Origin of the sequence: Actinoallomurus iriomotensis (assembly GCF_030269445.1) — a bacterium.
Lineage (GTDB): Bacteria > Actinomycetota > Actinomycetes > Streptosporangiales > Streptosporangiaceae > Actinoallomurus > Actinoallomurus iriomotensis.
In genome coordinates this window covers 57,871-82,867 of sequence record NZ_BSTJ01000018.1, presented here as the reverse complement: position 1 = coordinate 82,867, position 24,997 = coordinate 57,871, and the positions used below count along the sequence as shown (strand labels likewise).

Sequence of the window (24,997 nt, the reverse complement as noted above, 5' to 3'; positions counted from 1 at the left end):
GGACCTTCACCGCGCCGGCGGCGGCCAGGGCGCGGCTGACCGGCACCGCGGCGCTCACCGACACCGCGCTGATCCAGCGGTACATGAGCACCGATCCCCGCGTCACGGTCGCGGCCAGTTCCGCGGCCACGAACGAACCCGCCGGGATGGCGCGCTCGGCCTTCGACGGCGACCCGGCCACCACCTGGATCCCGGCCGACGGCGACACCGACCCGGCGCTGGCCCTGAGGTGGCGGCGCGCGACCGTGGTGCGGAAGATCACGATCAGACGTCCGCCGGGCGCGAGCGGCCTGCTGACGGTGCGCGTCGAGGGCGACCGCGGCCAGTGGCGGGAGGGCGTGATCGGCGCCGACGGCGTGCTGACCATCGCCCCGATGCGCACGGCGCGCCTGACCCTGCGGTTCCCGGGGGAGACGCCGCAGGTCACCGACATCGTCATCCCGCACGTGCCGAACCTGCGGCGGCTGCCGGCGGCGAACCTGTCACTGCGGTGCGGACTCGGGCCGAAGCTCCGGGTGAACGGGAGGACCGTGCCGACGCGTGCGAGCGGCGGTTTCGCCGACGTGCTCGCCGGGCGGCCCCTGCGCTTCACCGCGTGCCGCACCGTGCGGCTCAGGGCCGGCGCGAACACCCTGGACCCGGTCGCCTTCGACTCCTTCCGCATCGACTCCGCGGTCGTGGACCCGGTGGCCGGCATCGCCTCGGTACCGCCCGCACGGCAGTCGTACGTGCGGGTCACGCGGTGGACCTCCCAGGCCCGCACCGTCGAGGTCGACGCCGAGCAGGAGTCGTACCTGACCGTCGACGAGAACTACAACGCGGGCTGGCGGGCGACGGTCGGCGGGCGGACGCTGCGCCCCGTACGGCTCGACGGCTGGCGGCAGGCGTGGATCGTCCCGCAGGGCACGGCCGGCGCCGTCCGGCTCACGTACGGGCCGGACCGGGTCTATCGGGCGGCCCTGTTCTCCGGGATCGGGCTGTTGCCGCTGCTCCTCGTCGCCGCGCTGTGGCCGATCCGGCTCACGCCCCGTACGGTCGTGGCCCGGCGCCGGGTGGGCGGGCGCGCGGGTGAGGCGGCGGCGGTGCTGGTCTCCGCGGCGATCGGCCTGTGGTCCGGAGGGGTCGTGGGCGTGTGCGTGGCGGCGGGCGCGGCGGCGGCGTTCGTGTGGACGCCGCGGCGGTGGCGGGCCTGGCCGCTGTCTCCGTGGGCGGCGGGCGGAGCGCTGTTCGCCGCGAGCGTGGTCGCGCTGGCCGGGGCACGGATGGACGGCCCGCACGCGGAGGTGTTCGCCGAGCTGCTGCCCCGGCTACTGTGCCTGGCCGTCGTCGCCCGCCTGGCCGTCGGGCTCAGCGGTGCTCCCGACCGGAGCGGCGCGCCACCGCCGCGAGGCGAGCCGGAGGATCGGCCGCTCGATGAAATAGAAGGAGACCGTCGCGACCGCGACGGTCAGCAGGGCGACCACGGGGAACTCGGTGACGAAGTGGCCGGTGAAGGGAGTGTGCCCGACGAGCTCGCTCCAGCCGATCAGGACGGGCACCTGCCAGAGGAAGACGCCGTAGGAGACGCGGCCGAGGAAGCGCATGACGCGGTTGCCGAGAACGGCGCGCATGACGGGATCGCCGGCCGGGGCGAGGGCGACCGGGCCCACGGCGAAGACGGCGACCAGCCCGTACAGCAGGAGACGGAACTCCGACGTCCAGACGGTGTCGATGGAGGTGAGGTCGGCCGGCCCGGTGAGCGGTGACGCGGCGATGCCGTACAGCACCGCCGCGATGAGCCAGCACGTGCCCCACGACCGCGCGACGGTGCGCGCGAACCGCGCCGCGCGGGCCGACCCGGTGCGGGCCCGTACCGACACGACCGCCAGGGCCATGCCGATCGCGAACCACGCGAAGTAGCGCGGCAGCCAGGCGCCGAGCAGCGGCCGGTAGGCCGGGTGGAACATGAGGACCGAGTAAATGAGCGACAGCGCGGCGTAGGCGGCGATCGCCCACAGCAGGCGCCGGGCCCGCCGGCCGGCGTCCGGCGCGCCGCGCTCGCGGAGCCGGGCGTACCACCCGAGGACGGCGGCGGTCACCGGCAGCAGGGCGTACCAGGCGACCTCGACGGTGAGGCTCCAGATCTGCCACAGGCCCTCCGGCCCGAGGCCGTTGCCCCACCACGGATGCGGGTCGTAGGTGTAGGTGAGCGTCAGCAGCCGCAGCCAGGTCCACACGTCGCCGAGGTGGGCGCCCAGGTAGACGATCATCACGTACAGGACGAGCGTCCAGTACGCGGGCAGGATGCGCAGCGCCCGGCGCCGGTAGTACCCGCCGACGCTCACTCCGCGGTCCGTGGCCACGTCGAGCGACCGCACCGCCCACGGGCGGTAGAGCAGCAGGCCGGAGAGCGTGAAGAAGATCGTCACCGCGATCGCGCCGCCGGACAGCAGCCATGCCCCGGCGTCGTGCCTGAGCGTGCCGCCGGTGTCGGCCCCGATGTGCAGCACGAGCACCCCGAACGCCGCGACCGCGCGCACGCCGTCCAGCGCGTCGTAGTGCTCCTCCGGCCCCGGACGGCCGGTCGCGCGCACGCCGGACGCGGACGGTGCGGGAGCTGTCACGGACCACCTCCGGGGGACGGAAAGAGTAAGCGTCTCTGATCAGCTAAGCGCTCCCATGCGAGACCTAGTGTCCGGCGTGGGTTCTGCCCACTTGGGTGGGGAAGCGTGAGCGTGGAGGTGGAAGCCCGCGCCCAGTGCTGCTCCTCGTGGCCGGTGGCCGGTAGTGGGTGTGCTGATCGTTGTCATGTCCTGGTGCCGGTGAGCTGCACGAGGCAGCCGGGTCCGGTCCGTTGGTGCATGTCCCTCCGGACGCTGGCCAGCTGGACCGCACGGGCGGGCCGCTGGGGAGGGAACCTCACGTCGCCTGGGCGCGAGGCGGTTGGTGTGTGGCCGGGTGGGGCCGGTCTTTGACCGGTCCGTCCGGTTGATTTTCCCGGCCGTGATGACGGCCTTGGCTTCGAGCTCGTCGGCTATGGAGCGGATCACCATCGCGCCGCTGGCGCGGTCCAGGAGGGTCTTGGTCTGGTGGGTGAGTCCGCGTGCTGCGATACGGCGCCAGGCGCCCTGGTCGCGGTCGCCCTGCCACCCACAGCCGGGGCAGATGGCCCACTTCCAGCCGGAGGTGGTGGGCCGGTCGGGGGCCTTGCGGTGCCGCAGCGGGCTCAGGCAGTGCGGGCAGTGCTTGGAGGTGTTACGCGCTGGCACGGTGACCACGGCGATGCCGACTTCGGCAGCGAGGTGACGTATGCGGTCGGCGATCTGCCCGCGCACGGTCTGTGAGAGGCGGGTGTTGTGGGTGCGGCCCATGCCGCCTGCTTCCATCGACCGCAGGTCTTCCAGATAGATGACCGTGGCACCGGCTGCAACGGCCTGGTCAACGGTCCATCGTGCGGCGGCCCGGGCAAGGGCGTCATTGAGGTTGGAGCGGCGCTCGGAGACGCGGCGGATCTCCTCGGCCAGCAGCGCGGCCTTGGCGTCCAAGGCGGGGTCGGTGAGTCGCTGGTAATGGTCGCTCTTGGCGTGCAGGCGCTCGGAGATGCGGCGGAGCCGGTACTGCTTGGCCAGCACTCCACGGGCCCGGAACTGGGTCCCGCAGCCCAGGGCGGTGATTTGCCCGTTGTCGTGGAGACGGGCCGTGCCTGCGCTGAGGAGGGTACCCAGGCCCCAGTCCACGCCGAGCGCTACGGTGTGACCGGTCCGCTTCGTCTGGGGGACGGGGTGGGTGTAGGCGAGGTCGGCCCGTGTCTTCCCGCCCGCGATGCGCAGAGTCGGAAGGTGGATCACCGCGTCCGCCGGAATAGTCGGCGGCAGGGTTATCGGGCACGCCACCCACGTCCAGTGCGCGTACTTGCGCGGGTCGGGACGGATTGGGAGTTGCAGCCGCAGCAGGGCCCTGTGCCCGTCATCACAGCGCTCAATGGTGGCCTGTTGCCCATCGCACGCGGCGAGCAGCAGCATGCGGGCCACACGAGGCGCGGGTTCCAACTCGAACACATTGGCCGGGAGACGGCTGTGTTTGCGCTCGAAGGAGACGATTTGACGGGTGCGGGAGCGGATGATGCTGGAGGGCAGGTACTCGCCGCCGGGGATCGCTCCGCGTACCCGATCCCATTCGGCGGCGGTGCGTTTCTTCGGATCAGCAGGCCACGTTGCCAGAACTCCGGCGGCCAGGTCGGCACGCCACTTCACCGAGCGGAGAACGCGTCCGGCCTGCTCTTGGGCCATGCGCACGATCCGGTCGTTGACCTTTACCCCGTCTGGGGCGGAGGCGGTCCAGCCTAGGCGGCGCAGCGCCATCCATGCGTTCGACGGCAGTTTCCTGCCCCCGGCATCCACTCCAGAGGCCAGCGTGTCCACCTCGGAGGTGTTCCAGCGCTCTATCAGCAGCGCGCTGGTCATCCCGGCAATGAGGTCGGCGCACCAGCCGACACGTTCGGTAAGGGCAGCGGCGGTGAGGACCTCACCGGTCTTCTCTTCCACGCCCGCCCGGATCAGGGCGCGGGCGCAGGCGGTGCGGGAGGTCTCGCCGTCGGCGAGCGGCAGCTTCCGACTCACGCGGCATGATCCTCGCTGCACTGACCGGACTCCGCCAGCAGCCGCTTGCGGTTCTGCGCGCTGCGCATCCCATACAGGCGCCCGGCGAACGTGGTGACCAGGGCGATGAAGTCCTCCAGCAGCTCATCCCGGCCGCCGAGCTTCTTCGGGTACAGCACCTCAACGGTGACCCCGTATACGGCGAACAGACGCTTGAGCCAGCCGACCCCGAACCGGGCCAGACGGTCCTCATGGGTAACACGCACCACGGTCACGCTGCCGTCGGACACCATCGTCAACAGCCGGTTCAAGCCCGGCCGGTTCTCCTTCAAGCCCGAGGCACGGTCGCGTACGACCTTGACTATCTCCCCCGTTGCGGTGGCCCGCAGCTCTGCCTCTTGGGCCTCAAGCGAGGACTCCTGCCCAGACGAGCCGGAGACGCGCACATACAGAACCTCCCGGCGAGGCCGAGAGGTTGCCAAGTCACTGCCACGCTTCATGTTCTCCACGTCGACCGAGGAGAACCGGCGCTCACGACCAACCCACGTGAACGGGATCTTGCCATCGTTAGCCCACTGGCGAAGCGTCATCGGATGTATCCCAAGACGCTTCGCGGCCTTGGACATGCGCAGCAACTCCACGCGACCGAACTATATATGCGCAACACTACGGATACCTAAGGAAGTTGGTAAGCCTACGCGTAGGTAACATGATCGTCACGAAGGGCGGCCCGTCTGCCGACAAATGCCGCATTCCCCTATGATTCAGGCAATTTCCCCTTGGAGGTGCGCGGTGCGTCGCAAGGTGGGCTTGATCCTCATCGGGGCCGGAGCGTTCTTTCTCGCACTCGCCCCGCTGGTGCGCTTCTATGTCGCGCGGCAGGTCGTCGCCGCGCCGCTCAACGTGTACGAGAAGACCACGCTCCGCGCCGACAACGCCACGTATCTGGACACCTCCAAATGGCGGATCCAGAAGGGCGCCACCGTCACCGCGACCAACACCACTCGCGGCGACGTCCGCGCTGGTGACGGCAAGATCGCCGTCTGGGACTCCTTCACCTCCATCGAGGACCCGGCCGGCAACGCGAAGATCGAGACGCAGTCCCAGCGCGCCGTGTTCGACCGCCGCACCGCCGAGATGCGGAACGGCCGGGGAGCCGCGGTGAACAGCGACTCGGGCGTTCGCCAGTCGGGCGTCGGCCTGTTCTGGCCTATTGGCGTAAAGCGGAAAACCTATCCCTATTTCGATATCACTACGAAGCGCACATGGCCGATGACCTACGAGGGTGAGGAAAAGGTCCACGGCATCACGACCTACCGCTTCGTACAGCAGATTCCGCCGACCATCACCGACTCGATCAAGCCCGGCGTGCCCGCCTCGCTCCTCGGGCTGCCGGCCAAGCAGGTCGCGCGACTGCCCGGCTACGACAAGAAGAACGACGCGGTCGCGGTGAACCGCGTCTACCAGGCGACCACCACGGTCTGGGTCGACCCGCGCACGGGCGCCCCGGTCAACCAGGAGCAGAAGGTCACCCAGACGCTGCGCACGAGCGACGGCGTCGACCGGCTCACCGTCGCCGACCTGGACCTGAAGATGGTCCCGAAGAGCCAGCAGGATCTCGTCGACCTGTCCGGCAGCGAGGCCGACAAGATCGCGCTGGTCAGGACCTGGCTGCCGTACGGCGGCGGCACCCTTGGCATCGTCCTGCTCGTCTCCGGCCTGGCCTTCGCCGTCTCCGGCCGCCGCGAGCCCGCACCGGGGGAGAGCACGGACGCTCCCCGGCCCGCCGGCGAGAAGCCGTCCGCCTGACCGCTACCCGGGCACCCGGCGCGGGGCGTCGCGGCCGTACGGGGTCAGCGCGCGCAGGCCCGCGCCGCGCATGGGGGTCTTGTCGCTCAGCTTCGTGGGGTCGATGCCGAGCGGCTCGTCCGTGTCGATGCCCTTGGTCGGGTCGGCGTCGCCCCAGTCGTCGTTCTGGGTGACCTCTCGCTCCCAGATGATCTCGCCGTTCTTGGCGCAGGCCCACGCGGCCGTGCCGCCGTAGCCGCGCCCGGCGAACCCCCACGCGACGCCGAACCGGTCGCTCAGCCGCCGCAGGGCGTCGCGCGTCCGGGCATACCACTCGTCGTCCCACGCCGGGTAGCACCAGCCGCTGACGACGAGCGTCCAGCCGTCCACCTCCGGCGTCACGAACGCCTCGGCGCGCTCCTCGTGCTCGACCTTCGGCACCGTCCACCACGATCCGCTCGCGACGGCCAGCCCCAGGTCGAAGTACATCGGACTGGCGTCGGAGAAGTCCAGGATCTCCAGGATGGCCTGCTGGTCGCCGCCGGGCACGGTGACGCAGCTGTTCTCCCAGATCTCCTGGGGACGGTCGGCGACGGCCTTCGCGCCGAGGTGGCGCCGCCAGAGCTCCTGGTCCTTGCCCGACAGGGCCGCCGGCCCGCCGATGTTCATGATCGCGCTGAAGGCGTTGGCGCGATACGCGCCCGGGCCGGACCTCCGCACCTCCCGCAGCGCGTCCAGCGTCCCGGGCCCCAGCTCCTCCAGGGCCCAGATCGCCCGCTGCTGTACGTCCGGGTCCGGGTCGCCGAACAGCCGGATCAGCGCGCCGGTCGCCGGCAGCGCCTCCGCGCCCATTCTCTGCAGGCACAGGGCCGCGCACTCCCGTACGTCGGCCGAGGGATGTTCCAGGGACTCCAGGAGACGGTCCCAGTACTCGCCGAAGAAGCCGCCGAACGTCCAGCGGGCCCTACGGGCCGGCTCTTTCGGCAGGTCGGCGGCGACCGCGTCACGTATCGCGCAGAACGCCGCGTCACCCAGCTCTCTCAACAGGAAGCCCGCCTGGGCCCAGTCGAGCGGCGACTCCTCATCGAGGAGCTCCGCCATCAACGCGGGAACCCCGGCGTCCCCGAGCTCCTTGAAGGTGCTCCGGGCCAGCCTCCAGATCGCCTCGTCCGGCGACGCGAGGTCGCTGATCAGCCCCTCGAAGTCCATTGCAGGGATCATAGGGAGCGGCTCCCCGCCGCCGTGACGGGGAGCCGCGCCGCGGACCGCTCCGGTCAGCCGTCGATGCGGTGCTGCGTCCAGAACGACGTCAGGTCGGTCGTGGTCAGGGACTGCGCCGCCGCCTTGAACTCGGCGGTCGTCGAGACGCCGTACCAGTGCGACTGGGCGTAGTCGTGGGTCAGCTTGGTCATGGCCGTGGTGCCGAGCACCCGGCTCAGGTCGTGCAGCGCGCACCTGCCGTAGCCGTACACGACCGTGGAGTACCGGCCGGAGTGGGCGTCCCAGTACGCCATCGAGTTGGTGATCTTCTCGGCCGACGACGCCCAGGACACGCTGTTCCAGCAGCCGCTGCCGGTGTTGCCCTGGTACAGGTCGGTGGCGTAATCGGCGAAGGACTCATCCAGCCAGGGGCTGTTGTACTCGTCGTCGCCCACGATGCCGTACCACCACTGGTGCGCCAGCTCGTGCGCCAGTGCCGTGGAGCTGACCAGGTCCAGCACGAACCCGGGGTACTCCATGCCGCCGAACCAGAAGTTGTTGTCCAGGACGACGTCGGCCTCGCCGTACGGGTAGGCGCCGAACCGCTGCGCGTGCGCGTCCAGCGCCGCCGTGGCCGTGTTCAGCATCGACGTGGCCGAGGTGGAGGAGATGCCGCTCACCCGGTACACGTTGACCTTCACGCCGCCCGGTGAGGTGCCCGACGTCACCGCGAACGGCCCGGCCGCCCACGCGAAGTCACGTACCTTCGCCGCGGTGGCGGTCGTCACCGTACGTCCCGACGTGCCGGCCCGGTCCGTGGAGGTGCCCGTCGCCGGAACCTTCAGCGAGGTCGGATGGTCGAGCGTGACGGTCCAGTCGCTCGCGAGCGAGTAGAAGGACTCGCCGTTGTTCGTGTACGGGTCCAGGTGCCAGCCCGACGCGTCGCGCACCGCCAGGACCGGCAGCGCGTTGCCGAGGAAGTAGTACGACCCGTCGTGGCCGAACCTGTCGGCGCCGCTCGGCACGACGATGCTCAGGTCGAAGCCCACCGTCCCCGACGCGCCCTGGGCGAGCGGCGCGGGCAGCGTGATCTTCAGGGCCGTGCAGCCGACCTCCAGCGCGCCGGCCGTGCCGCCGGTCACGTTCGTCACCGTGACCGGCGTGGACGGGCAGCTCCCGTGGTAGTTGTCCCACAGCCGCAGGTAGACCTCGGTCAGCGGCGTGGCGGCGGCGTTGGTGAAGCTCACCGACTCGTGCCCGGTCCAGGTGCCGCCCGTGGCGTTGCCGGTCAGGCTGACCGTGTACGACGGGGAGGCCGGCGTACGGGTCGGGTCGGCGGCGGCCTGGTGCGTGGTGGTCGCGACGCTCACGGGGCTCGCGGCGCGCGCGGCGGTGAGCGGCGCCATCGCCGCCACGACGGCGGCGACGATCGCGATCTTCGTTCTCAACATGAACTCCCGGGGATGCGAGGGGCTGGGGTGACAGTGCGTCCGGAGCCCTGCCGGATTACGGTCAGGACGTGTTCACCGTGACGCTGTGGTGGGCGAGCGACTCCCCATGTGTTGGTGGGGCGGGCCGCGGCCGGCCAGGGGACCCCTGATGCGGTGCCGTGATGGGGGACTGCCTGGGGTCACGCCGGGACCGTCCGGCACCGAGCAGGTGCCCGGTCGTGGTGTCCAGCTCCCCGAACGTGCCCGGGCACGCCGCCGACAGCTCCCGGCACAAACCCGCCGAGACCAGCGACCCGAAACACCGCCGTCGCCGCCCGGTCGAGACTCGCAGACCGACCTGGGCGGTCCGCGGCACCGCCCGCCCACCATCAAGAGCATCGTCACGTCGAGGCACCAGGCGATTACAGCAGGTGTCCACGACAAAACCAGCCACGTCGAGGTCCTCCCTCGGCCACATCTGATCGAGAAGGCCCGGTGAGCCGCACCGCGGCGACTCGCGCGCGGCTCACCGGGCCGTTCGTCCAGGGCCCTTCAGGCCGTACGGGTCAGGACGCGTTCACCGCGACGTCGTCGAGGACGAAGCTGGTCTGCAGGGACGAGTCCTCGGTGCCGCTGAACGACAACGTGACCGTCTGGCCGGCGTAGGAGGACACGTCGAAGGTCCTGGCCGTGTAGCCGGAGGCGGCGTTGGCGTTGCTGTAGGTGGCGAGGGTCGTTCCGCCGATCTTGACGGTGAACTTGTCGTAGGCGGTGGATCCGCTCTCGTTCGTGTCGATGTGCAGGTAGAACGTGAGGGATGCGTGGCATCCGGACGGGATGCTGATGGATTGGGTGGCGGTGTCGGTGTGGGTGGTGCCGTAGCCGTCGAACCACGCGAAGTAGCCGCCCGAGTGGGCGCTCTCACCGCTGCCGTTGGCCGAGACGACTCCGGAGCTCGTCGTCCACGGCGACGTGCCGCTCTCGAAGCCGCCGTTGGTGACCTTGTTGCCGGTCGAGGAGCAGCCGCCGCCGACCGGGTTCACCGTCCACGTGAACGTCGTCGAACCGGTCGCGTTCGAGGTGTTCTTCGCGGTCACCGTCACCGACGAGGTGCCCGCCGTGGTCGGCGTGCCGGAGATCAGGCCGGTCGAGGCGTTGATCGACAGCCCGGCGGGCAGGCCCGTGGCGCTGTAGGTGAGCGTCTGGCCGCCCGGGTCGCTCGCCTGGATCTGCAGGCTGACGGCCGTGCCGACCGTGCTCGTCTGGCTGCCGGGGTTGGTCACCGACGGGCTGCCGGGCTGGCCGGGGCAGGTGCCGGGGACCGGGTCGGTGCCGGTGACGCTGACGGCCGCCCAGGCGGCGTCCACGGTGTTGTACTCGGTGCAGTGGGTGCCGTACAGGTCGGCGGCGGCCTTCAGGGAGTCGGTGCGCGCGCGGGAGTAGTTCTCGCTGCTGGTCGCGTACGAGGCGAGCGCGCGGTACCAGATCTTGGCGGCCTTGTCGTTGCCGATGCCGGTGACCGTCGAGTTGTTGCAGGTCGGGCTGTTGCCGTACCCGTGGTTGCCGCTGCCGACGGCCAGCAGGAAGAACCAGTGCGCCAGCGGGCCGAGGGAGTAGTGCGGGTCCAGCGAGCCGTTGCTGCTCGTGTAGCAGTTCGGCGACGCGCCGTCGAGCGAGGGCTGGTACATGTACCGCAGCGGCGTGCCGTCACCGTTGATGTTGATCAGCTCGCCCATGGTGTAGTCGGGCGTGTCGTGGGAGTTGTTCGCGTAGAACTCCACCATCGTGCCGAAGATGTCGCTGGTGCCCTCGTTCATGCCGCCGGTCTCGCCGGTCTCGTCCCAGCCGGTGAGGGCGCCGCTGACACCGTGGCTCATCTCGTGCCCGGCGACGTCGATCTCGACGAGCGGACGGGCGTTGCCCGAGCCGTCGCCGTACGTCATCTGCGAGCCGTCCCAGAAGGCGTTGACGTACGCGTTGCCGTAGTGCGTCCGCGACGGCACGCCCGCGCCGTTGCCGAAGATGCCGTTACGGCCGTGCACGTTCTTGTAGTAGTCGAACGTCTCCGCGGCGCCGAAGTGCGCGTCGACGCCGGCCGACGCGGCGTCGCTGTTGGTGCCGTTGCCGAACGTCCCGGTGCTGTTGCTGAAGATCGTCCCGGTGCCGCTCGTGGAGTGGTTCAGGTTCGTGGTGTACCCGTTGCCGTGCGACGGGTCCTTCATCTGGTACGTGCTGCCCGACTGGGTCAGGTCGATCGGCACCGAACCGCTGTAGATCGAGTTGCCCGTGCCGGCGACCAGCGGCGTGACGCCCCTGCGCGCGGCGGCGGCCTTCTGCTGGGCGGGCGAGAGCAGGGTGTCGACCTCGTCCCGCTGCGTCACGACCTTGCCCTTGACCGCGTCGACCAGGACGTGCAGGACGCTCGGCGTCTGGTCGGCGCGCACGCCGCGTACGACGGTCTCCCAGACGAGCTGGGAGGAGCGTCCGGTGGCCCAGACCGCGAGGTGCGGCTTGCCGACCGAGGCGACCGTGCCGTGCAGCCGCGCGCGGGACGTGCCGGCGCCGGCGGACGCGGCGACCTTCGGGGTGGTGGACACCGAGGCGGCGGGCGTCGCGATGTTCAGCGCACGGTACGAACCGCCGGGCTTCAGGTGGACGACCAGGTCGCCGCCGTACACCGGCAGGCCGTGGAAGGTCCGGTCGAAGCGGACGTCGGCGGCCCCGTTCTTGGCGACGACGACCGTACGAGGCGTGAACGCGTCCCCGGACTTCACGTGGGCGGTGCCCTTGTGCGCCGAGAGAGCCTTGCGCGCGTCGGCGATCGCCTGCTTGCGCGTGCTCGCGGACGGATCGGTGGTGAAGTCGTCCGGCGTGAACGCCGAACGGCCCGCGTTCGGCTTGGGCGCGGCGGGCCGCTGCGGTGAGGCACCGGCGGCCGGGGTGGCCAGTAGCGCGGCCGCGACGGTGAGTACGGCGGTCGCCGACACCATCGCGATGCGAGGTCTGGACATGGGCGGAGGGTTCCTTTCGCCGTTGAGCGATGCGCCCGCGGTGGCGGGCAGACGGAACGGAGCAGGGGCCGGCGGCCGTCCCGGAGGACGGCCGCGGTGCGGGGCCTGGCGGTCCTGCCCGATCCGGAGGGCCTTGGCGGGGAAGGTCCACGGGAGCGGGCGCCGCGGCGGCGACCCGGACACCACCCGCGACCCCGGCGCGCGATCCGGGCCCGGCGGGCGTGTTCCGGCGGCGAGACCTCCTTCCGGGTTTCGGCGAAGTGTCGCTTTCGCCGCCTCCTGGTCAGGAGTTTCCGTACGAAGGCCGGGCGGGTGAACCCCCCCGGGAGAGCCGTAGGGATATCCCTACGGCGGGGGGACCGATGCGGACGGCCGGGGTCAGGCGCCGGAGTGCGGGTAGGCGGCCCACAGCGAGGGGTGATGGGGAGCGGGCCCACCTGGAGCGGCGACCGCATCACCTGGAGGATCGTGGAAACGGTGAGGTGACCGGCCACATGGACGACCAGCGGGTGATCGGCGTCGACGGGTGCGCGGGCGGATGGGTGGGCATCGCTCTCGACGGCGGTCGTCCGGCCGCGTACTTCGCCACCGGCATCGAGCGGCTCCTCGCGGACGCGGTACGAGACGGACCGGTCGCGGTCGTGGGCGTCGACATGCCCATCGGCCTGCCCGACCGCGGGCCACGGCAGGCGGACCTGCTCGCGCGCGAGTACGTCGGCGCGCGGCGGGCCTCGGTGTTCATGACGCCCGTACGGGCCGCCATCGAGGCGGAGACGCATGCCGAGGCCGTCCGGATCAACCGCGGTCTGGGCGGTGCGGGAGTGTCGGCGCAGGCGTTCGCGCTGGCAAGGAAGATCCTGGAAGTGGACGTATGGGTGCGGCAGGTCTCGTTCCGCGTCGTCGAGGTGCATCCCGAGGTCTGCTTCGCCCGTATGGCGAACCGCCGTCCGCTGGCCCGCAAGATGACCTGGGCGGGCGCGGAGACCCGCCGGGCGCTGCTGGCCGACGACGGCGTCGTCCTCGCCGGCGACCTCGGACCGGCCGGTGCGGCCGCCAAGGTCGACGACGTCCTCGACGCCGCCGCGGCCGCCTGGACGGCACGGCGCGTCCTCGCGGGAACCGCCGAGAGCCTGCCGGGCACCCCGGAGGTCTTCGGCGACGGGCTCCCGTGCGCCATCTGGGTCTGAGCGTCCGCGCTGTCGTACCCCCGGGATAGAAAAGGAGTCCGGGGGGCGCCGGCCGCCCGTGTCGAGACCCGAGGTGGATGCGCCATGGCCTACGTCACCGATCCCCGCGTCGACGCCTACATCGAGGCCCTGCCGGGCTGGCAGCAGGCCGTCTGCCGTGAGGTCCGCGAGCTCGTCCACGCGGCCGACGAGGAGGTGGCCGAGACGATCAAGCGCACCGACCGGCCGTACTTCGTGCTGCAGGGCAACATCTGCGCGCTGCTGGCGACCAAGGACCACGTCAACGTCTTCCTCTACGACGGCGCGATCGTGCCCGACCCCGAAGGCATCATCACCGGCGGCCACGACAACAAGACCGCCCGTACGGTGGCCTTCTACCAGGGCGATCCCATCAACGCGCCCGCCCTCACCGCCATGTTCAAGCAGATCATCGCCAACAACCGGGCGGGTGGCTGGCGCAGGCTCAAGCGCGAGGGGCTGACCCGGTCGTGACGGTGGAGAGCGGCCCGTCGCGGGGGTAGCGTCGGCCGCGTGCGTACGGTGACGCCGGTCACGGCCGGGGACGGGTTCCGGGTCGAGCGGGTGGTGATCCGGGCCACCACCGAAGACTGGACCGACCCGGATCCGCCGTCCGGTCACCGGCTGACGCTCGTGTGCGGCGGCGTGTTCCGGGCGAGGGTCGGCGGTCACGCGTTCCCGGCCGATCCGGTCACCGCCTATCTCGGCGGGCCGGCCGACGAGCAGAGCATCGCCCACCGCGTGGGGGCCGAGGACGTCTGCACCGTCCTGTCGCTGTCGCCGTCATTCATGATCGAGCTGACCGGCGGCGTCCCGGTACGCCCGACCGCGGCGGTGACCGGCCGCCTCGCCGTCACGCACCGGCTCCTGCTCGCCCGGGCCCGCCGCAGCGCCGACCCGTTCGCGCTGGCCGATCTCACCGCGGACCTGGTGGGCGGCCTGTTCGACGACCGGCGGGCGCACGTGGCCGAGCCGTCCACCCGCCCCGCCACGGGGGCGGCGCGGCGCGCCCTGGCGGACGCGGCACGGGAACTGCTGACCCTCGACCCGGTCGCGCTCGGCCTGCGGGAGACGGCACGGCGCCTCGGCTGCTCGCCGTACCACCTGAGCCGGGTCTTCCACCGGCAGACCGGGCTGACCCTGAGCGCTTACCGCACCCGCGTCCGCGTGCTGCGCGCGATCGAGGCCGGCCGTGCGGACCTGGCCGGCCTCGCCGCCGACCTGGGGTTCGCCGACCACGCCCACCTGACCCGCACCGTACGCGAGGAGTGCGGCCACACGCCGCGTGCGCTGCGCCGGCTGCTCGTCGCGGACTGAGCAACCATCTTCAAGCGCCGCTCTCGCGCGCGGGCCGAGACTCGTCGGCAGACGGCCCGTACGAGAGGAGAAGGCGCGGCATGATCGCACGCATCTGGCAGGCACGGACCCGCGGCCCCGAGGACGCCGAACGCTACCGCGAGGTCTTCACGACGGAGGTGCTCGGCCACCTCCGCGGCCTGGAGGGCTTCCGCAGCGCGTACCTGCTCGCCCGCGAACACGACGAGGCGATGGAAATCCGCACGCTGACCCCGAGGATGAGAACGGTCACCCCGATGCCCGCACCGGCTTGCCGATCCTCACTCTTCGCACCGCCGTGTCAGGCCGGACGGTCGCCGGTGCGGTGGGCGGCGGCGAGGCGGGCGAGGTCGACGCGGGAGCGGATGCCCAGTTTCCGGTACGTCCGAGTGAGAGCGGCCTCCACCGTCTTCACGCTCACGAACAGGCGGGTCGCGATCTCGCGGTTCGTCGCGCCGTCGGCGACCAGCATCGCCACGCGTCGTTCGACGCCGGTCAGTGTGTGCAGCGCGTCCGCCTCGGCCGTCGGCCTGGGGGCGCCCACGTCCAGGTGGTCCAGTTCGGCGGTCACCGCCGCCACCCACGGTGCGGCCTTCGCGCGGGTGAAGACCCGGTGCGCCGCGCGCAACGACTCGCGTGCGGGCGCCGGGGCGTCCATCCGGACGCGCAGGCGGCCGAGTTCCAGGCGGGCGCGGCCCTCCTCCAGTGGGTACGGCGAGGCGGCCAGCGTCTCCACGGCCCGGGTCAGGCCCTCCACCGCGCCGTCCAGATCGCCGCGTGCCGCGGTCACCAGGGCCGACGCGCGTTCCAGCACCGCCAGCACCCCGCGCCGGCCGAGGCGTACGGCGTCGCGCCGGGTCTCCTCGATCACCTCGGCCGCCTCGCCGGACGCGCCGGTGGCGACGAGTGCCTCGGCCAGGTCGGCGTGCCAGCGGCGCATCGCCGGTTCGACCAGGCCCTGCCCGCGCTCCAGCCGGCGGACGCGGCGCAACGCGTCGGCGGCTCCGGCCGCGTCGCCGCGCAGCAGCCGGATGTGCCCGGCCGCGTGCAGCGAGTGCGGCAGGAAGAGCAGGTCGCCGTCGTCCTCGCTGTGCGCGACGGCGCGCTCGGCCGCGGCCAGCGCGCGGTCGAGCGCGCCGCCGGCGGCCTCGGCGAAGGCCACCGCGCACCAGGCCGGCCCCCGGCTCAGCTCACTGTCCTCGGCGAGCCGCAGGCACTGCTCGGCCAGGTCGAGCGCCCGGTCGCAGCGGCCACGGAAGATCTCCACCTGCGCGGACCCGTACAGGCACATGAACAGGTCCTCCACCGCGCCCCGCTGCCGCACCGCGTACGTCAGTGAGCGCAGTTCCGCCCGCGCCTCCTCCAGCCGGTCGTGCAGCAGGTGATGCCGGTGGCGGAGGTACACCGGGCCGTTGTGGTCGAACCGGATGGCCGGGTCCTGCGGGCCGCTCAGCGCGCGTTCGAGGGTCCGTTCGGCCTCCAGCCGTCCGGTGTGGAACTCCGCGAGGGCCTGCTTGGTCAGCGCCAGCACCTCGGTACGGCGGTCGCCGGCCTCGGCGGCGAGCCGGGCCGCGGTGGCCGCCTCGTCGCGCGCCCGTGGCGCCGAGCCCTTCACCAGCCACGCCCGCCAGGCGAGCCGGTAGCGCAGCGGGGCGAGCAGCGCGGGGTCGTCCCGCGCGTCGGCGAGGGCGCGCGGGAAGACGTCGTCCAGTTCGGCGAGCGCCTGGCCGCCGGAGTCGAGCAGCACGATCCAGGCCCGTACGCGCTCGGCCGGGATCGAGGCGTGGGCGAGGACCTCTTCGGCGATGCCGCGGGCCAGCGCGAACTCACCCGAGGCGAGGGCGTCCTCGGCGGCGGTGAGCCGCAGCCCGGTCTCCTCATCCGCCCGCGGCGTACGGTCGGCGGCCAGCAGGCCGAGCCGCGCCGCCGCCGCGGGGGCGCCACGCCGCCGGGCGGCCGCGGCGGCCTCGTCCAGCGTGGCGGCCACCTCCGCGTCGCGGCCGGGCGCGACGAGGGCCAGGTGGCGGGCCCGTTCGACCGGGTCGGTGACCACGTCGGCCAGCGCGGCGTGCACGGCGAGCCGGTCGCGTTCGGGCGCCTCGGCGTACAGCACGGCCGCCAGCAGGGGATGGGTGAACCGCACGACCTCGCCCGGCGCGACGATGCCGGCCTCCCGCGCCTCGGCGAGGTCGGCGTCCGCGTCGGGGCGCCCGGCGCCGCGCAGCAGGGCCAGGGTCGGGCGGGCCGCCGCGCAGGCGGTGAGCAGGGTGCGCCGGGCCCCGGACGACAGGGCCAGCAGCCGGCCGAGCATGAGGGAGCGCAGGCCGTCGGGTACGGGCAGCGGCGCCGCCGGGTCCAGCGGCCCGTCGTGTTCGGCGAGCGCGCGGCCCAGCTCGACCGCGAAGAACGGGTTGCCGCCGCTGGCGCGGTGCACCTTCGCCAGGACGGCACGTGGCAGCTCGAGCTCGCCGAGCAGCCGCGTGACCTCGGCCGCGGTCATCGGCGGCACGTCGAACGCGCGAACCGGCGGGGGACACAGGCGGGGCTCCGGCCGGGAACCTCCCGCACCGGTGCGCTGCCCGACCAGGGCCCGCAGCGGCAGCCCGCGGGCGCGGCGGGCGATGAACGCCAGTAGCTCCGCGCTGGGCGCGTCGAGCCACTGGGCGTCGTCCACCACGATCAGCACCGGGCCGCTCGCGCACAGGGCGCGGAAGGTGGCCAGCACGGCCATCCGCAGACTGAGGCCGTCGCGTTCGCCGACCGGGTCGGTATGCCGGAGCAGCGCGGACTCCAGGGCGGCGCGCTGCGGCGCGGGCAGCGTGTGCAGGATCTCGTCGCCGGTGTCGGCCAGCAGGTCGATGAGGCCGAGGAACGGCAGGTGGTGCTCGGTCTGCGATAGCGAGCAGCGCAGGATCCGGTGGCCGGTGACCTCGGCGGCCAGCGCGGACAGGAGAGTGGACTTGCCGATGCCCGCCGGGCCGGTCAGCAGCACGCTGCCGGCCGCGAGCTGTGCGCGAGCCGCCTCCAGCAGCGGTCCGCGGCCCACGAGGGCATGCGCCGAGAGCTCGCCGACCGGTCCCGCCACCTGCGGGCCGGCTCTGCCCCGGACCACTCCGATCGCTTCGGTCATCCGCGTCGGCCCTCCGGACGCCGCACTCTCAGCGAGAGCCCAGGCGCGAAAGTTAACAACGGGTCATACCGCCGTCAACACCCCAGTTGCGGACAGATGGCGCATGGGTTTCTGATACGTGTTCCACCTGGCGTACGGGCGTACGCTCCGGCTGGCCACGATTGGAACTAGAACGCGTTCCACTTCTGTGTGTATTGTCGGAGACGTGCGGACACGAGTCACCGAGCTCTTCGGCATCGAGTATCCGATCTTCGCGTTCAGTCACTGCCGCGACGTGGTCGCGGCGGTGAGCCGCGCGGGCGGCATGGGCGTCCTCGGCGCTCTGTACTTCACCCCCGACGAGCTCGAGACCGAGCTGGCCTGGATCGACGAGCACGCGGGCGGCCGGCCGTACGGCGTCGACGTCGTCATGCCGGCCAAGTACGAGGGCGCGGACCTCGGCGACGCGGGCGAGATGCTCAGCGGGCTGCAGAGCATGATCCCCGAGGAGCACCGGCGATTCGTCAACGACCTGCTCGAACGGCACGGCGTCGCCCCGCTCACCGAGGAGGGCGTCGGCCGTTACCTGCTCGGCTGGACCGACGCCACGGCCCGTCCCCAGGTCGAGGTGGCGCTGAAGCATCCGATCGCGCTGCTCGCCAGCGCGCTGGGCCCGCCCCCCGCGGACGTGGTCGAGGAGGCGCACCGCCACGGCGTGACCGTCGCCGGCCTGGCCAGCAGCGCCCGGCACGCGCGCAAGCAGGTCGACGTGGGCGTCGACGTCATCGTCGCCCAGGGCACCGAGGCCGGCGGCCACACGGGCGAGATCTCCACGATGGTGCTGCTCCCCGAGGTGGTCGACGCCGTCGGCCCGGACACGATGGTGCTCGCCGCGGGCGGCATCGGGCGGGGCCGTCAGATGGCCGCCGGGATGGCGCTCGGCGCCGACGGAGTCTGGACCGGCTCGGTCTGGCTGACCGTCGAGGAGGCCGACACGCCGGAGGCGTCGCGCGACCGGCTTCTCGCCGCGACCTCACGCGACACCGTACGCTCGCGCTCCTGGACGGGGAAGCCGGCGCGGATGCTCAGGACGGCGTGGACCGACGCGTGGGAGTCGCCCGAGTCGCCCGGCACGCTTCCGATGCCGATGCAGTTCATGCTGATCTCCGACGCGCTCCAGCGCATCAACCGCGCCGGCGCGGGCGATTTGACCACCTTCCCGGTCGGCCAGATCGTCGGCACCATGAACCAGGTGAAGCCCGTCTCACGGGTGATCTACGAGATGGTCGAGGAGTACATCGAGACCATGGAGCGCCTCCGCGCGTTCACCGAAGACTGACCTGTCGACTGCCCGGGTTATTCGTCATTGCGAGATATCCCACCAAATGCGTGACTGGCGTCGTTAGCATGATCCTTTTCAGGATCGGGTCGGCTTCCGCTGCCGCCCGCCCGGCAGAGATGGAACCGATGGGCAAAGCTTCCGAGCGCCAGGACTCGCCGGTCACCGGGACCGCGGCCGACGGCATGGTCCGTGTCTCCTTCGGCGCCGACGGTCTGATCAAGTCCGTGACCATCGCTCCCCAGGCGAAGCGCCTCGCCATGGGCGACATCGCCGACGCCGTCCTCGAGGCGCTGTCGGCCGCGCAGGAGGAACTGCTGCGGCGAGTCGCCGACGGCAGACGCGAGGCGGATCAGGAGGCGGCGCAGCGCCTGTCCCGCGAACTCGAGGAGATCAACGCCGAGTACCTCCGCCAGACGGCCGTCTACCAGCAGATGGGCGCCGAGATCCTCAAACGAATGGACGGTTGACGCAATGGGAGATCACGGGCGGTCGTTGACCAACGACCCCAAGATGCTGCGGAACACGAGCGACGCGGTGATGTGGGGGGTGGACGGCAACTACCTGCAAGATCGGGACGACCTGCTGGCCATCGAGATTCCGTACTATCCCGAGTCGAACACGGAGTTCGCCTCCGACAAGGACGCCAGGACGCAGAACTTCTCGCAGGCCTACAGTCGCCTCAGCTACAGCCTTTTCCGGGCCGATCAGATTCTGACCATCAATGAACGGCTGGAGATAAAGGAGTGCTTGGAGAAGATGGCGAATATCTTCGAGGCCACCGAAGACGACAACAAGCGTGATGTCTTCAATGTGAAACTCCCGCCGAGACTGGACGGCTGAAGGGCTGCCTGATGATAAAGATGCCGGATGATCTCGTCGAGACGGCGCGTCTCGTCGGATACACGCCGATCGCCATCAACGAGGACAAGCTCACTTCTCTGGCCAAGAGTTGGGGTGTGGCCGAGAAAACGTTCAAGAACATGGTGGATCAGCCCATGAAGGCGCCCGGGAGTGTTTGGGACCCCACCACCACCTGGGAACGAGGGAACGATCGCCCGCTCGACGCGTTCACCGATTTCTGGGAGAACTACCCGCGTAAGCATTTCCACACCGTCGCGGCGCAGGGGCCGGTGGTGGCCGGAGCACTGAACAACATCGCCGGCATCATCGCCGGCCACAAGAAGGCCGCGTACGAGACGCTGAAGTCCACCAAGGACGTGCTCTCTCGCGGCGGGCACATGCTGGGCGGCGCCTACCACACGGTGCTCTTCTTTCACGTCAAGGGTGAAAGCGAGTCCGACGTGGACACCGACTCGGCGGCGATCAATGCCGCGATGGACTCGCTCAAGAAGCTGAACCGGCACACGCAGGACCTGATCGACGCTCAGGTCAAAATCATCACCGCCGCCACGAGCGCGCTGGACGGGGTCTCCGACAACGCCACGAAGACGACCGGTGCGCTTCCCGGCGGATCCGACTACGCGAAGAGCACGCCTGACGACTACCAGTACTGGGTCTCCCACGGCGGCCGTTAGCGGCCGTGCTCCACCCAGTGCTCGTAGCTGCTGGGAACGCCGGACGAGACGTACTCCGGCCCGTTCGGCAGTGGGGCGGTCGCCTTGGCCGCGTTGTCGGCGACCCGGTCGAGCGCCGCGCCGGCCTGGTCGATGATCTTCACCTGCGCGTTGATCGACTGTTGCGTCTGCTGGTTCAGCCGTCCGAGCTGGTCCTTCAGGGCGTCGACCGTCCCGAAGTCCTCGTCGACGAGGTCGCTGTCCTCGCCGGTGAGGCCGGGAAGGTAGAGGTGCATGCCGAGGACGGTGACGTACTTGGCGCCGAACATGTGGCCGTCGCGGGAGAGGTTCTTCCGGGCGGCTTCGAGGGCGGCGTAGGCGGCCTTCCGGTGGGTGAGGATGATCCCGGCGATGCTGTTCAGCGCCCCGGCCACCGGCCCGGTCTGGGCGGCGACGGTGTGGTAGTGCTTGCGCGGATAGTTTTCATAGAACTCGACGAACGCGTCCAGCGGCCGGTCCTTGCCGCGTACCCACGACGCGTCCGGATCCCACACCGTTCCGGGCTGCTTCATGGGCCAGTCGGCGTTCGCGGTGAAGTCACCGGCCGCCGACGTCCAGGCCGTGGCGAGCTCACGCAGGATGTCCTCGTCGACGCCCGGGGGCTGGTACCCGGCGAGTTTCGCCGTCTCCGCCAGTTCGTCCGGCATCTTCAGCACCGCACGCTCCTCAGTCGGTCAGCTTCGGCGGGAGCGGCACGTCGAACACGGCGCGCAGGCTCTGGTCCTCGGCCGCCGTGTACCGGGAGCCCATCAGGCGAAGGCTGTCGGCGGTGATGAATCGTTCCTGGGAGATCCGCTGGTCGGCCCAGTAGAGGCTGTAGAGCAACCGGCTGTACCGCTGGGAGAAGTGCTGCGTACGGAAGTCGGGGTCGGACTCCCAGGTCTCGGTCCCGTATCCCTTGTGAGTCGGCAGAGCGGCGCGGGTGGCGGGGTCCTCGATGGTGGTCAGCGCGACGTGCGCGTCATAGGCCCCCTCGGGGGTGCTACGAAGCGCCCATTCGGTCTTGCCGAGCATGGTCTGGTCGGCGGTGAGCGTCCGCTGGTCCTCTCCCATCCCGTCAGCCCTCCATTCGCTTGAGGATCTCGGTGCCGAAAGCGTCGTAGACCGCCGTCCTGCGCAGGTACTCGGCGTTGATGTGGTCGAACTCCGCCGACAGGCGCTCGGCCGCGTCGCGGCTCGCCTCGCGCCGCGCCTCGGCGACGCGGCGGAGGAGCTCTTGCTGCGCCGTCGACACCGCCTCCACGATCGCGTCGGCGAGCTCGGTGACGGGAAGGCGCTTCACCTGCGGGGCGAGCGTGATCGCCTGGACGCGGCCGTCGGTGCGCAGGGCGACGCGCACGAGACCGTCGGCCGCGGTGGCGGTGATCGATGAGTCGCTGACGGCCTCGGCCACGGTTCCATCCCGGTAGGTCGGTGATTGGAGGTGACGCTAGCGACGTATCCGGGCGGACAGTGACATTTCAAATTTTCTTCGGGCATCTCGGCTCAGGGGGATGCCGGCCTCACTCCGCTCCGGCGGCCTCGATCGGCCCGGCGGCCCGTACGGCGTCCAGCTCGTCGAGGATCGCCTGCTTGCGGTTTTCGGCCAGGAACGACGCGCGTACGGTGTTGCGTGCCAGTTCGGCCACGCCGTCCGCGCCGAGACCGAGGTCGCGCGCGGCGACGCGGTACTCATTGGTCAGCGTCGTGTTGAACATCGGCGGGTCGTCGCTGTTCAGCGTGACGTACAGCCCCTCCTCCAGCAGCCGGGGGAGCGGATGCGCGGCGATGGAGGGCACCTGCCGGGTGCACACGTTCGAGGTCGGGCAGACCTCCAGGGGCAGCTGCGTCTCCCGCAGGTGGGCCATCAGCTCCGGGTCCTCGACGCAGCGGATGCCGTGGCCGATCCGCTCGGCGCGCAGCTCGCGGACGGCCTCCCAGATGGTCTCCGGCCCGCTCATCTCGCCGGCGTGCGGCACACTGTGCAGACCGGCCGCGACGGCAGCGCGGAACGCGTCGCGGATCGCCTCCTCGTGTCCGGCCCGGTCCTGCTCGACGCCGCCGATCCCGAAGCCGATGAGGGCGCGCGGCGGATGGGTGAGCGCGTGGTCGATCGTCGCCCGCGCCGCCTCGTCGCCGTACTCGCCGGGGATGTCGAAGACGTACGCGACCTCGATCAGGTCCGCGACCTCACGGGCGGCGATGTCCAGTGCCTCGGTGACCCCGGTCGCCGGCATGCCCATCGTGACGACGTGCGTGTACGGCGTGACGGTCAGCTCGAAGTAGCGGACGTTCTGCGCGGCGAGGTCGCGGGCCGCGCCGACGACGAGGGCGGCGACGTCCTCCGGCTCGCGGATGAGGCCGTTGACCGCGAGGTAGACCTGGGCGAAGTGCGGGAAGTCGCGGAACTCATAGAACCTCCGCAGCGACTCCTCATCCGTCGGGATCATGTGGCCGGTGTGCCGGCGGGCCAGTTCGAGCACGGTCGGCACTGAGGCGGAACCGACCAGATGAACGTGAAGTTCTACTTTGGGCAGGGCGTCGATGAAGGCGTCCAGCGCCGTCGCGGGCGCTCCCTCGCTGGGTGTCATGGAATCCGAAGCTAACAGCGGCAAATCCGCCTAGGCGAGGGAAAAGCGCCCTATCTGACACAAAGATGGCAGATTCCCGGAGGCGGAGATCAGCCGAGCTGCCGGACCTGCTCGATCATCTCCGGGGACCCCTCGTTGGTGCGCTTCAGGTAGTCGAGGATCACCGCGAGGTGCTCGTCGGAGTAGGACTCGAGGAGCTTGCCGTACTGCTCGGCCACCGGCGCGAAGCGGGCGCTCAGCGCCGCGGTCGCGCCGCCCTCGGCCGCCTCCACGATGACCCGGCGACGGTCGTCCTCGTCGCGGCGGCGGCGCACCATGCCGGCCTTCTCCAGCCGGTCGATCACCGCCGTGATCGCCCCGCCCGTGGTGAGGAACATCGCGTCCGCCAGCTGCCCCGGCGTCATCGGGCCGCGCAGCTGGAGCAGGTTGATGCACTGCATGTCGGTGACGTTGATCCCCGACCTGCTGGCGATGGCGTTGTGGAGCAGAACCGTCCACAGGGTGCTCGCGCGCGCTTGGTGGCCCAGCTCTTCGATGAGGCGCTCCCGGTCGGGCGCCGGCATGGGACCCACCTCGTCTCTCGGAGATAGAGAGTGTCGCCTTCGAGTTTACCGGCGTGCGGACCGCTCCGAGTGCACGCGCCCGTACGGTGCGTCGCCCTCGCAACCGTGGTCTCTGACGCCGCTCGGGTCACGCTGTCGGTGGAATATCCGCAGGTCAGTGCGGGTTATGTTAATTAGGCTGCCTAACTGAATCGAGGTGCGTCGCATGACCCGACCCATCACCCTCACCGACGATGTGACGTCCGCCACCTGGCTGCCCCTGAACGGCGTCGAGCCCGGCAAGCGCGGTGCCGTCTCCGTCACCGTCACCTTCAACGGCCCCGCCGACGCCGGCGTCGCGATGTACTCCCAGGGCGACGCGACCGGCCCCCTCGCTCAGCGTCTGCGGCTCTCCATCTTCGAGAGCACCCCGTCCCTCATGCCGTTCCCCGTCTTCACCGGAACCCTGGCCGACTTCACCGGCCGGACGTGCTACGACCAGGGCGTCGGCCGCTGGACCGGCCACGGCGACGGCCGCGACCACACGGTGACGTACGAGGTGATCTGGAGCCTGCCGAAGGACGCCGACGTCCCGGACGACGAGCCGAAGCTCGGCCTCGTCTGGGAGGCCCGCGCCGCGGAGGCGACCGCCGCCTGAGCGCCGGCCCCCGGTTCAGGCCGGTGGCACGAGGCGCCCGGCGATCGTGGCCAGGCGCTCCAGCGCGGCGTCGACCTGGTCGAGTGGAACGCCGGGCACCGGTCCGGCCCAGGTCCACGTCAGGATGGCCGTACCCGAGATCCGCCACGCGGGCCCGTCGAGCAGGACCGGGGCCAGGCCCCGCAGTGCCGAGCCCGCCCACGCGGGGTCGTCGGTGTGGACGTGGAACCGCTCGTCCACGCGCGGATCGCCGATCGTGACACCCGGCCGCGCGGGGAGCACCGCTGTGCGCGGCGTCACCTGCAGGCGTGGTACCGGAGCCGGCAGGTCCAGCAGGGCGGCGATCCAGTGACGCGAGTGCTCCCACCCGCGGCGCCCGAAGCCGTCATCGAGGATCTCCTGCTCACGCGTGTACGCGAAGACGACCGCGGACCGGTCGCGGTACGCGCCGCGCATCGCGTCCGACAGCCGGTGGCGATGACGGCCGGGCACCGGGTACGGGAACGCGTCCGGAGGCCACTCGGGCGGGTGGAACGGCTCGCCCCGCAGCTGATCGAGGAGCACGCCTTCGTCCGCGCCCGAGGCGGCCAAGGTCCAGCCGCGCTCCGCCGCGAACGTCCGTGTCGCGCGAAGTCTCCGGCCGAAGCCGTCCATGC

At 71.3% G+C, this 24,997-nt stretch carries 22 protein-coding genes; 9 read left to right on the top strand and 13 right to left on the bottom strand.

Annotated features, from left to right (window positions below; all coding sequences use genetic code 11):
* Positions 1-1,307: 1,307 nt before the first annotated feature.
* From QSK37_RS47475 to QSK37_RS47465, 3 genes are read right to left on the bottom strand one after another with little or no spacing between them, the layout of a single operon-like run.
* Positions 1,308-2,603, bottom strand: a complete 1,296-nt coding sequence (locus QSK37_RS47475; RefSeq protein WP_285635561.1) for an acyltransferase family protein — start codon at positions 2,601-2,603, stop codon at positions 1,308-1,310.
* Positions 2,604-2,642: 39 nt separating this feature from the next.
* Positions 2,643-4,598 (bottom strand): zinc ribbon domain-containing protein, encoded by a 1,956-nt coding sequence (locus QSK37_RS47470; protein WP_285635558.1) that lies wholly within the window; start codon positions 4,596-4,598, stop codon positions 2,643-2,645.
* Positions 4,595-5,218 carry an IS607 family transposase gene (locus QSK37_RS47465; protein ID WP_285635554.1) on the bottom strand — a complete coding sequence of 208 codons (624 nt, stop codon included), beginning with the start codon at positions 5,216-5,218 and terminating at the stop codon, positions 4,595-4,597. Before QSK37_RS47465 ends, QSK37_RS47470 begins: the two co-directional genes overlap by 4 nt.
* 151 nt (positions 5,219-5,369) lie before the next feature.
* Here QSK37_RS47465 and pgfA point away from each other — a divergent pair, with 151 nt between their 5' ends.
* Positions 5,370-6,386, top strand: a complete 1,017-nt coding sequence (gene pgfA, locus QSK37_RS47460; RefSeq protein WP_285635551.1) for a cell envelope lipid trafficking protein PgfA — start codon at positions 5,370-5,372, stop codon at positions 6,384-6,386.
* A gap of 3 nt (positions 6,387-6,389) precedes the next feature.
* Here the strand turns inward: pgfA and QSK37_RS47455 are convergent, their stop codons facing one another.
* The 3 genes from QSK37_RS47455 to QSK37_RS47445 all read right to left on the bottom strand — a co-directional run bounded on the left by QSK37_RS47455 (position 6,390) and on the right by QSK37_RS47445 (position 12,006).
* Positions 6,390-7,574, bottom strand: a complete 1,185-nt coding sequence (locus QSK37_RS47455; RefSeq protein WP_285635548.1) for a HEAT repeat domain-containing protein — start codon at positions 7,572-7,574, stop codon at positions 6,390-6,392.
* 65 nt (positions 7,575-7,639) lie between these two features.
* Positions 7,640-9,013 (bottom strand): M1 family metallopeptidase, encoded by a 1,374-nt coding sequence (locus QSK37_RS47450; RefSeq protein ID WP_285635546.1) that lies wholly within the window; start codon positions 9,011-9,013, stop codon positions 7,640-7,642.
* Between the two features lie 548 nt (positions 9,014-9,561).
* Positions 9,562-12,006, bottom strand: coding sequence for a M4 family metallopeptidase (locus QSK37_RS47445; protein ID WP_285635543.1), 2,445 nt, complete (start codon positions 12,004-12,006; stop codon positions 9,562-9,564).
* Between the two features lie 494 nt (positions 12,007-12,500).
* Between QSK37_RS47445 and QSK37_RS47440 the strand changes: the two genes are divergently transcribed.
* From QSK37_RS47440 to QSK37_RS47430, 3 genes are all read left to right on the top strand, one after another.
* Positions 12,501-13,193 carry a DUF429 domain-containing protein gene (locus QSK37_RS47440; protein WP_285635540.1) on the top strand — a complete coding sequence of 231 codons (693 nt, stop codon included), beginning with the start codon at positions 12,501-12,503 and terminating at the stop codon, positions 13,191-13,193.
* A gap of 84 nt (positions 13,194-13,277) precedes the next feature.
* Positions 13,278-13,685 (top strand): DUF1801 domain-containing protein, encoded by a 408-nt coding sequence (locus QSK37_RS47435; RefSeq protein ID WP_285635537.1) that lies wholly within the window; start codon positions 13,278-13,280, stop codon positions 13,683-13,685.
* Between the two features lie 39 nt (positions 13,686-13,724).
* Positions 13,725-14,528 carry a helix-turn-helix domain-containing protein gene (locus tag QSK37_RS47430; protein ID WP_285635534.1) on the top strand — a complete coding sequence of 268 codons (804 nt, stop codon included), beginning with the start codon at positions 13,725-13,727 and terminating at the stop codon, positions 14,526-14,528.
* A gap of 319 nt (positions 14,529-14,847) precedes the next feature.
* Here QSK37_RS47430 and QSK37_RS47425 read toward each other — a convergent pair whose 3' ends face one another.
* The gene (locus tag QSK37_RS47425; protein ID WP_285635532.1) at positions 14,848-17,676 is read right to left on the bottom strand and encodes a helix-turn-helix transcriptional regulator; all 2,829 of its coding nucleotides are present in this window, start codon (positions 17,674-17,676) and stop codon (positions 14,848-14,850) included.
* Between the two features lie 205 nt (positions 17,677-17,881).
* Between QSK37_RS47425 and QSK37_RS47420 the strand changes: the two genes are divergently transcribed.
* The 4 genes from QSK37_RS47420 (at position 17,882) to QSK37_RS47405 (ending at position 20,532) form a co-directional block, all read left to right on the top strand.
* Complete coding sequence (locus tag QSK37_RS47420) at positions 17,882-18,994, top strand: NAD(P)H-dependent flavin oxidoreductase (RefSeq protein ID WP_285635530.1); 1,113 nt, start codon at positions 17,882-17,884, stop codon at positions 18,992-18,994.
* Positions 18,995-19,122: 128 nt separating this feature from the next.
* Positions 19,123-19,464, top strand: a complete 342-nt coding sequence (locus QSK37_RS47415; RefSeq protein WP_285635528.1) for a YbaB/EbfC family nucleoid-associated protein — start codon at positions 19,123-19,125, stop codon at positions 19,462-19,464.
* A 4-nt stretch (positions 19,465-19,468) separates the two neighbouring features.
* The gene (locus tag QSK37_RS47410) at positions 19,469-19,837 is read left to right on the top strand and encodes a hypothetical protein (protein WP_285635526.1); all 369 of its coding nucleotides are present in this window, start codon (positions 19,469-19,471) and stop codon (positions 19,835-19,837) included.
* Between the two features lie 20 nt (positions 19,838-19,857).
* Positions 19,858-20,532, top strand: a complete 675-nt coding sequence (locus QSK37_RS47405) for a hypothetical protein (RefSeq protein ID WP_285635524.1) — start codon at positions 19,858-19,860, stop codon at positions 20,530-20,532.
* Here the strand turns inward: QSK37_RS47405 and QSK37_RS47400 are convergent.
* From QSK37_RS47400 to QSK37_RS47380, 5 genes are all read right to left on the bottom strand, one after another.
* Complete coding sequence (locus tag QSK37_RS47400; RefSeq protein ID WP_285635521.1) at positions 20,529-21,227, bottom strand: hypothetical protein; 699 nt, start codon at positions 21,225-21,227, stop codon at positions 20,529-20,531. The genes QSK37_RS47405 and QSK37_RS47400 overlap by 4 nt on opposite strands.
* Before the next feature lie 10 nt (positions 21,228-21,237).
* On the bottom strand, positions 21,238-21,624 hold the full coding sequence (locus tag QSK37_RS47395) for a hypothetical protein (protein WP_285635518.1): 387 nt from the start codon (positions 21,622-21,624) through the stop codon (positions 21,238-21,240).
* Positions 21,625-21,628: 4 nt separating this feature from the next.
* Positions 21,629-21,964, bottom strand: coding sequence for a YbaB/EbfC family nucleoid-associated protein (locus QSK37_RS47390; RefSeq protein WP_285635516.1), 336 nt, complete (start codon positions 21,962-21,964; stop codon positions 21,629-21,631).
* Between the two features lie 109 nt (positions 21,965-22,073).
* A complete protein-coding gene (gene add / locus QSK37_RS47385) occupies positions 22,074-23,141 on the bottom strand; it encodes an adenosine deaminase (RefSeq protein WP_285635513.1) in 1,068 nt (355 codons plus the stop codon).
* Between the two features lie 89 nt (positions 23,142-23,230).
* On the bottom strand, positions 23,231-23,704 hold the full coding sequence (locus QSK37_RS47380) for a MarR family transcriptional regulator (RefSeq protein ID WP_285635510.1): 474 nt from the start codon (positions 23,702-23,704) through the stop codon (positions 23,231-23,233).
* A gap of 205 nt (positions 23,705-23,909) precedes the next feature.
* On the opposite strand from QSK37_RS47380, the gene QSK37_RS47375 reads away from it, so the two are divergent.
* Positions 23,910-24,341, top strand: coding sequence for a hypothetical protein (locus tag QSK37_RS47375; protein ID WP_285635507.1), 432 nt, complete (start codon positions 23,910-23,912; stop codon positions 24,339-24,341).
* 15 nt (positions 24,342-24,356) lie between these two features.
* Here QSK37_RS47375 and QSK37_RS47370 read toward each other — a convergent pair whose 3' ends face one another.
* Positions 24,357-24,995, bottom strand: a complete 639-nt coding sequence (locus QSK37_RS47370) for a hypothetical protein (RefSeq protein ID WP_285635504.1) — start codon at positions 24,993-24,995, stop codon at positions 24,357-24,359.
* Positions 24,996-24,997: the final 2 nt, after the last annotated feature.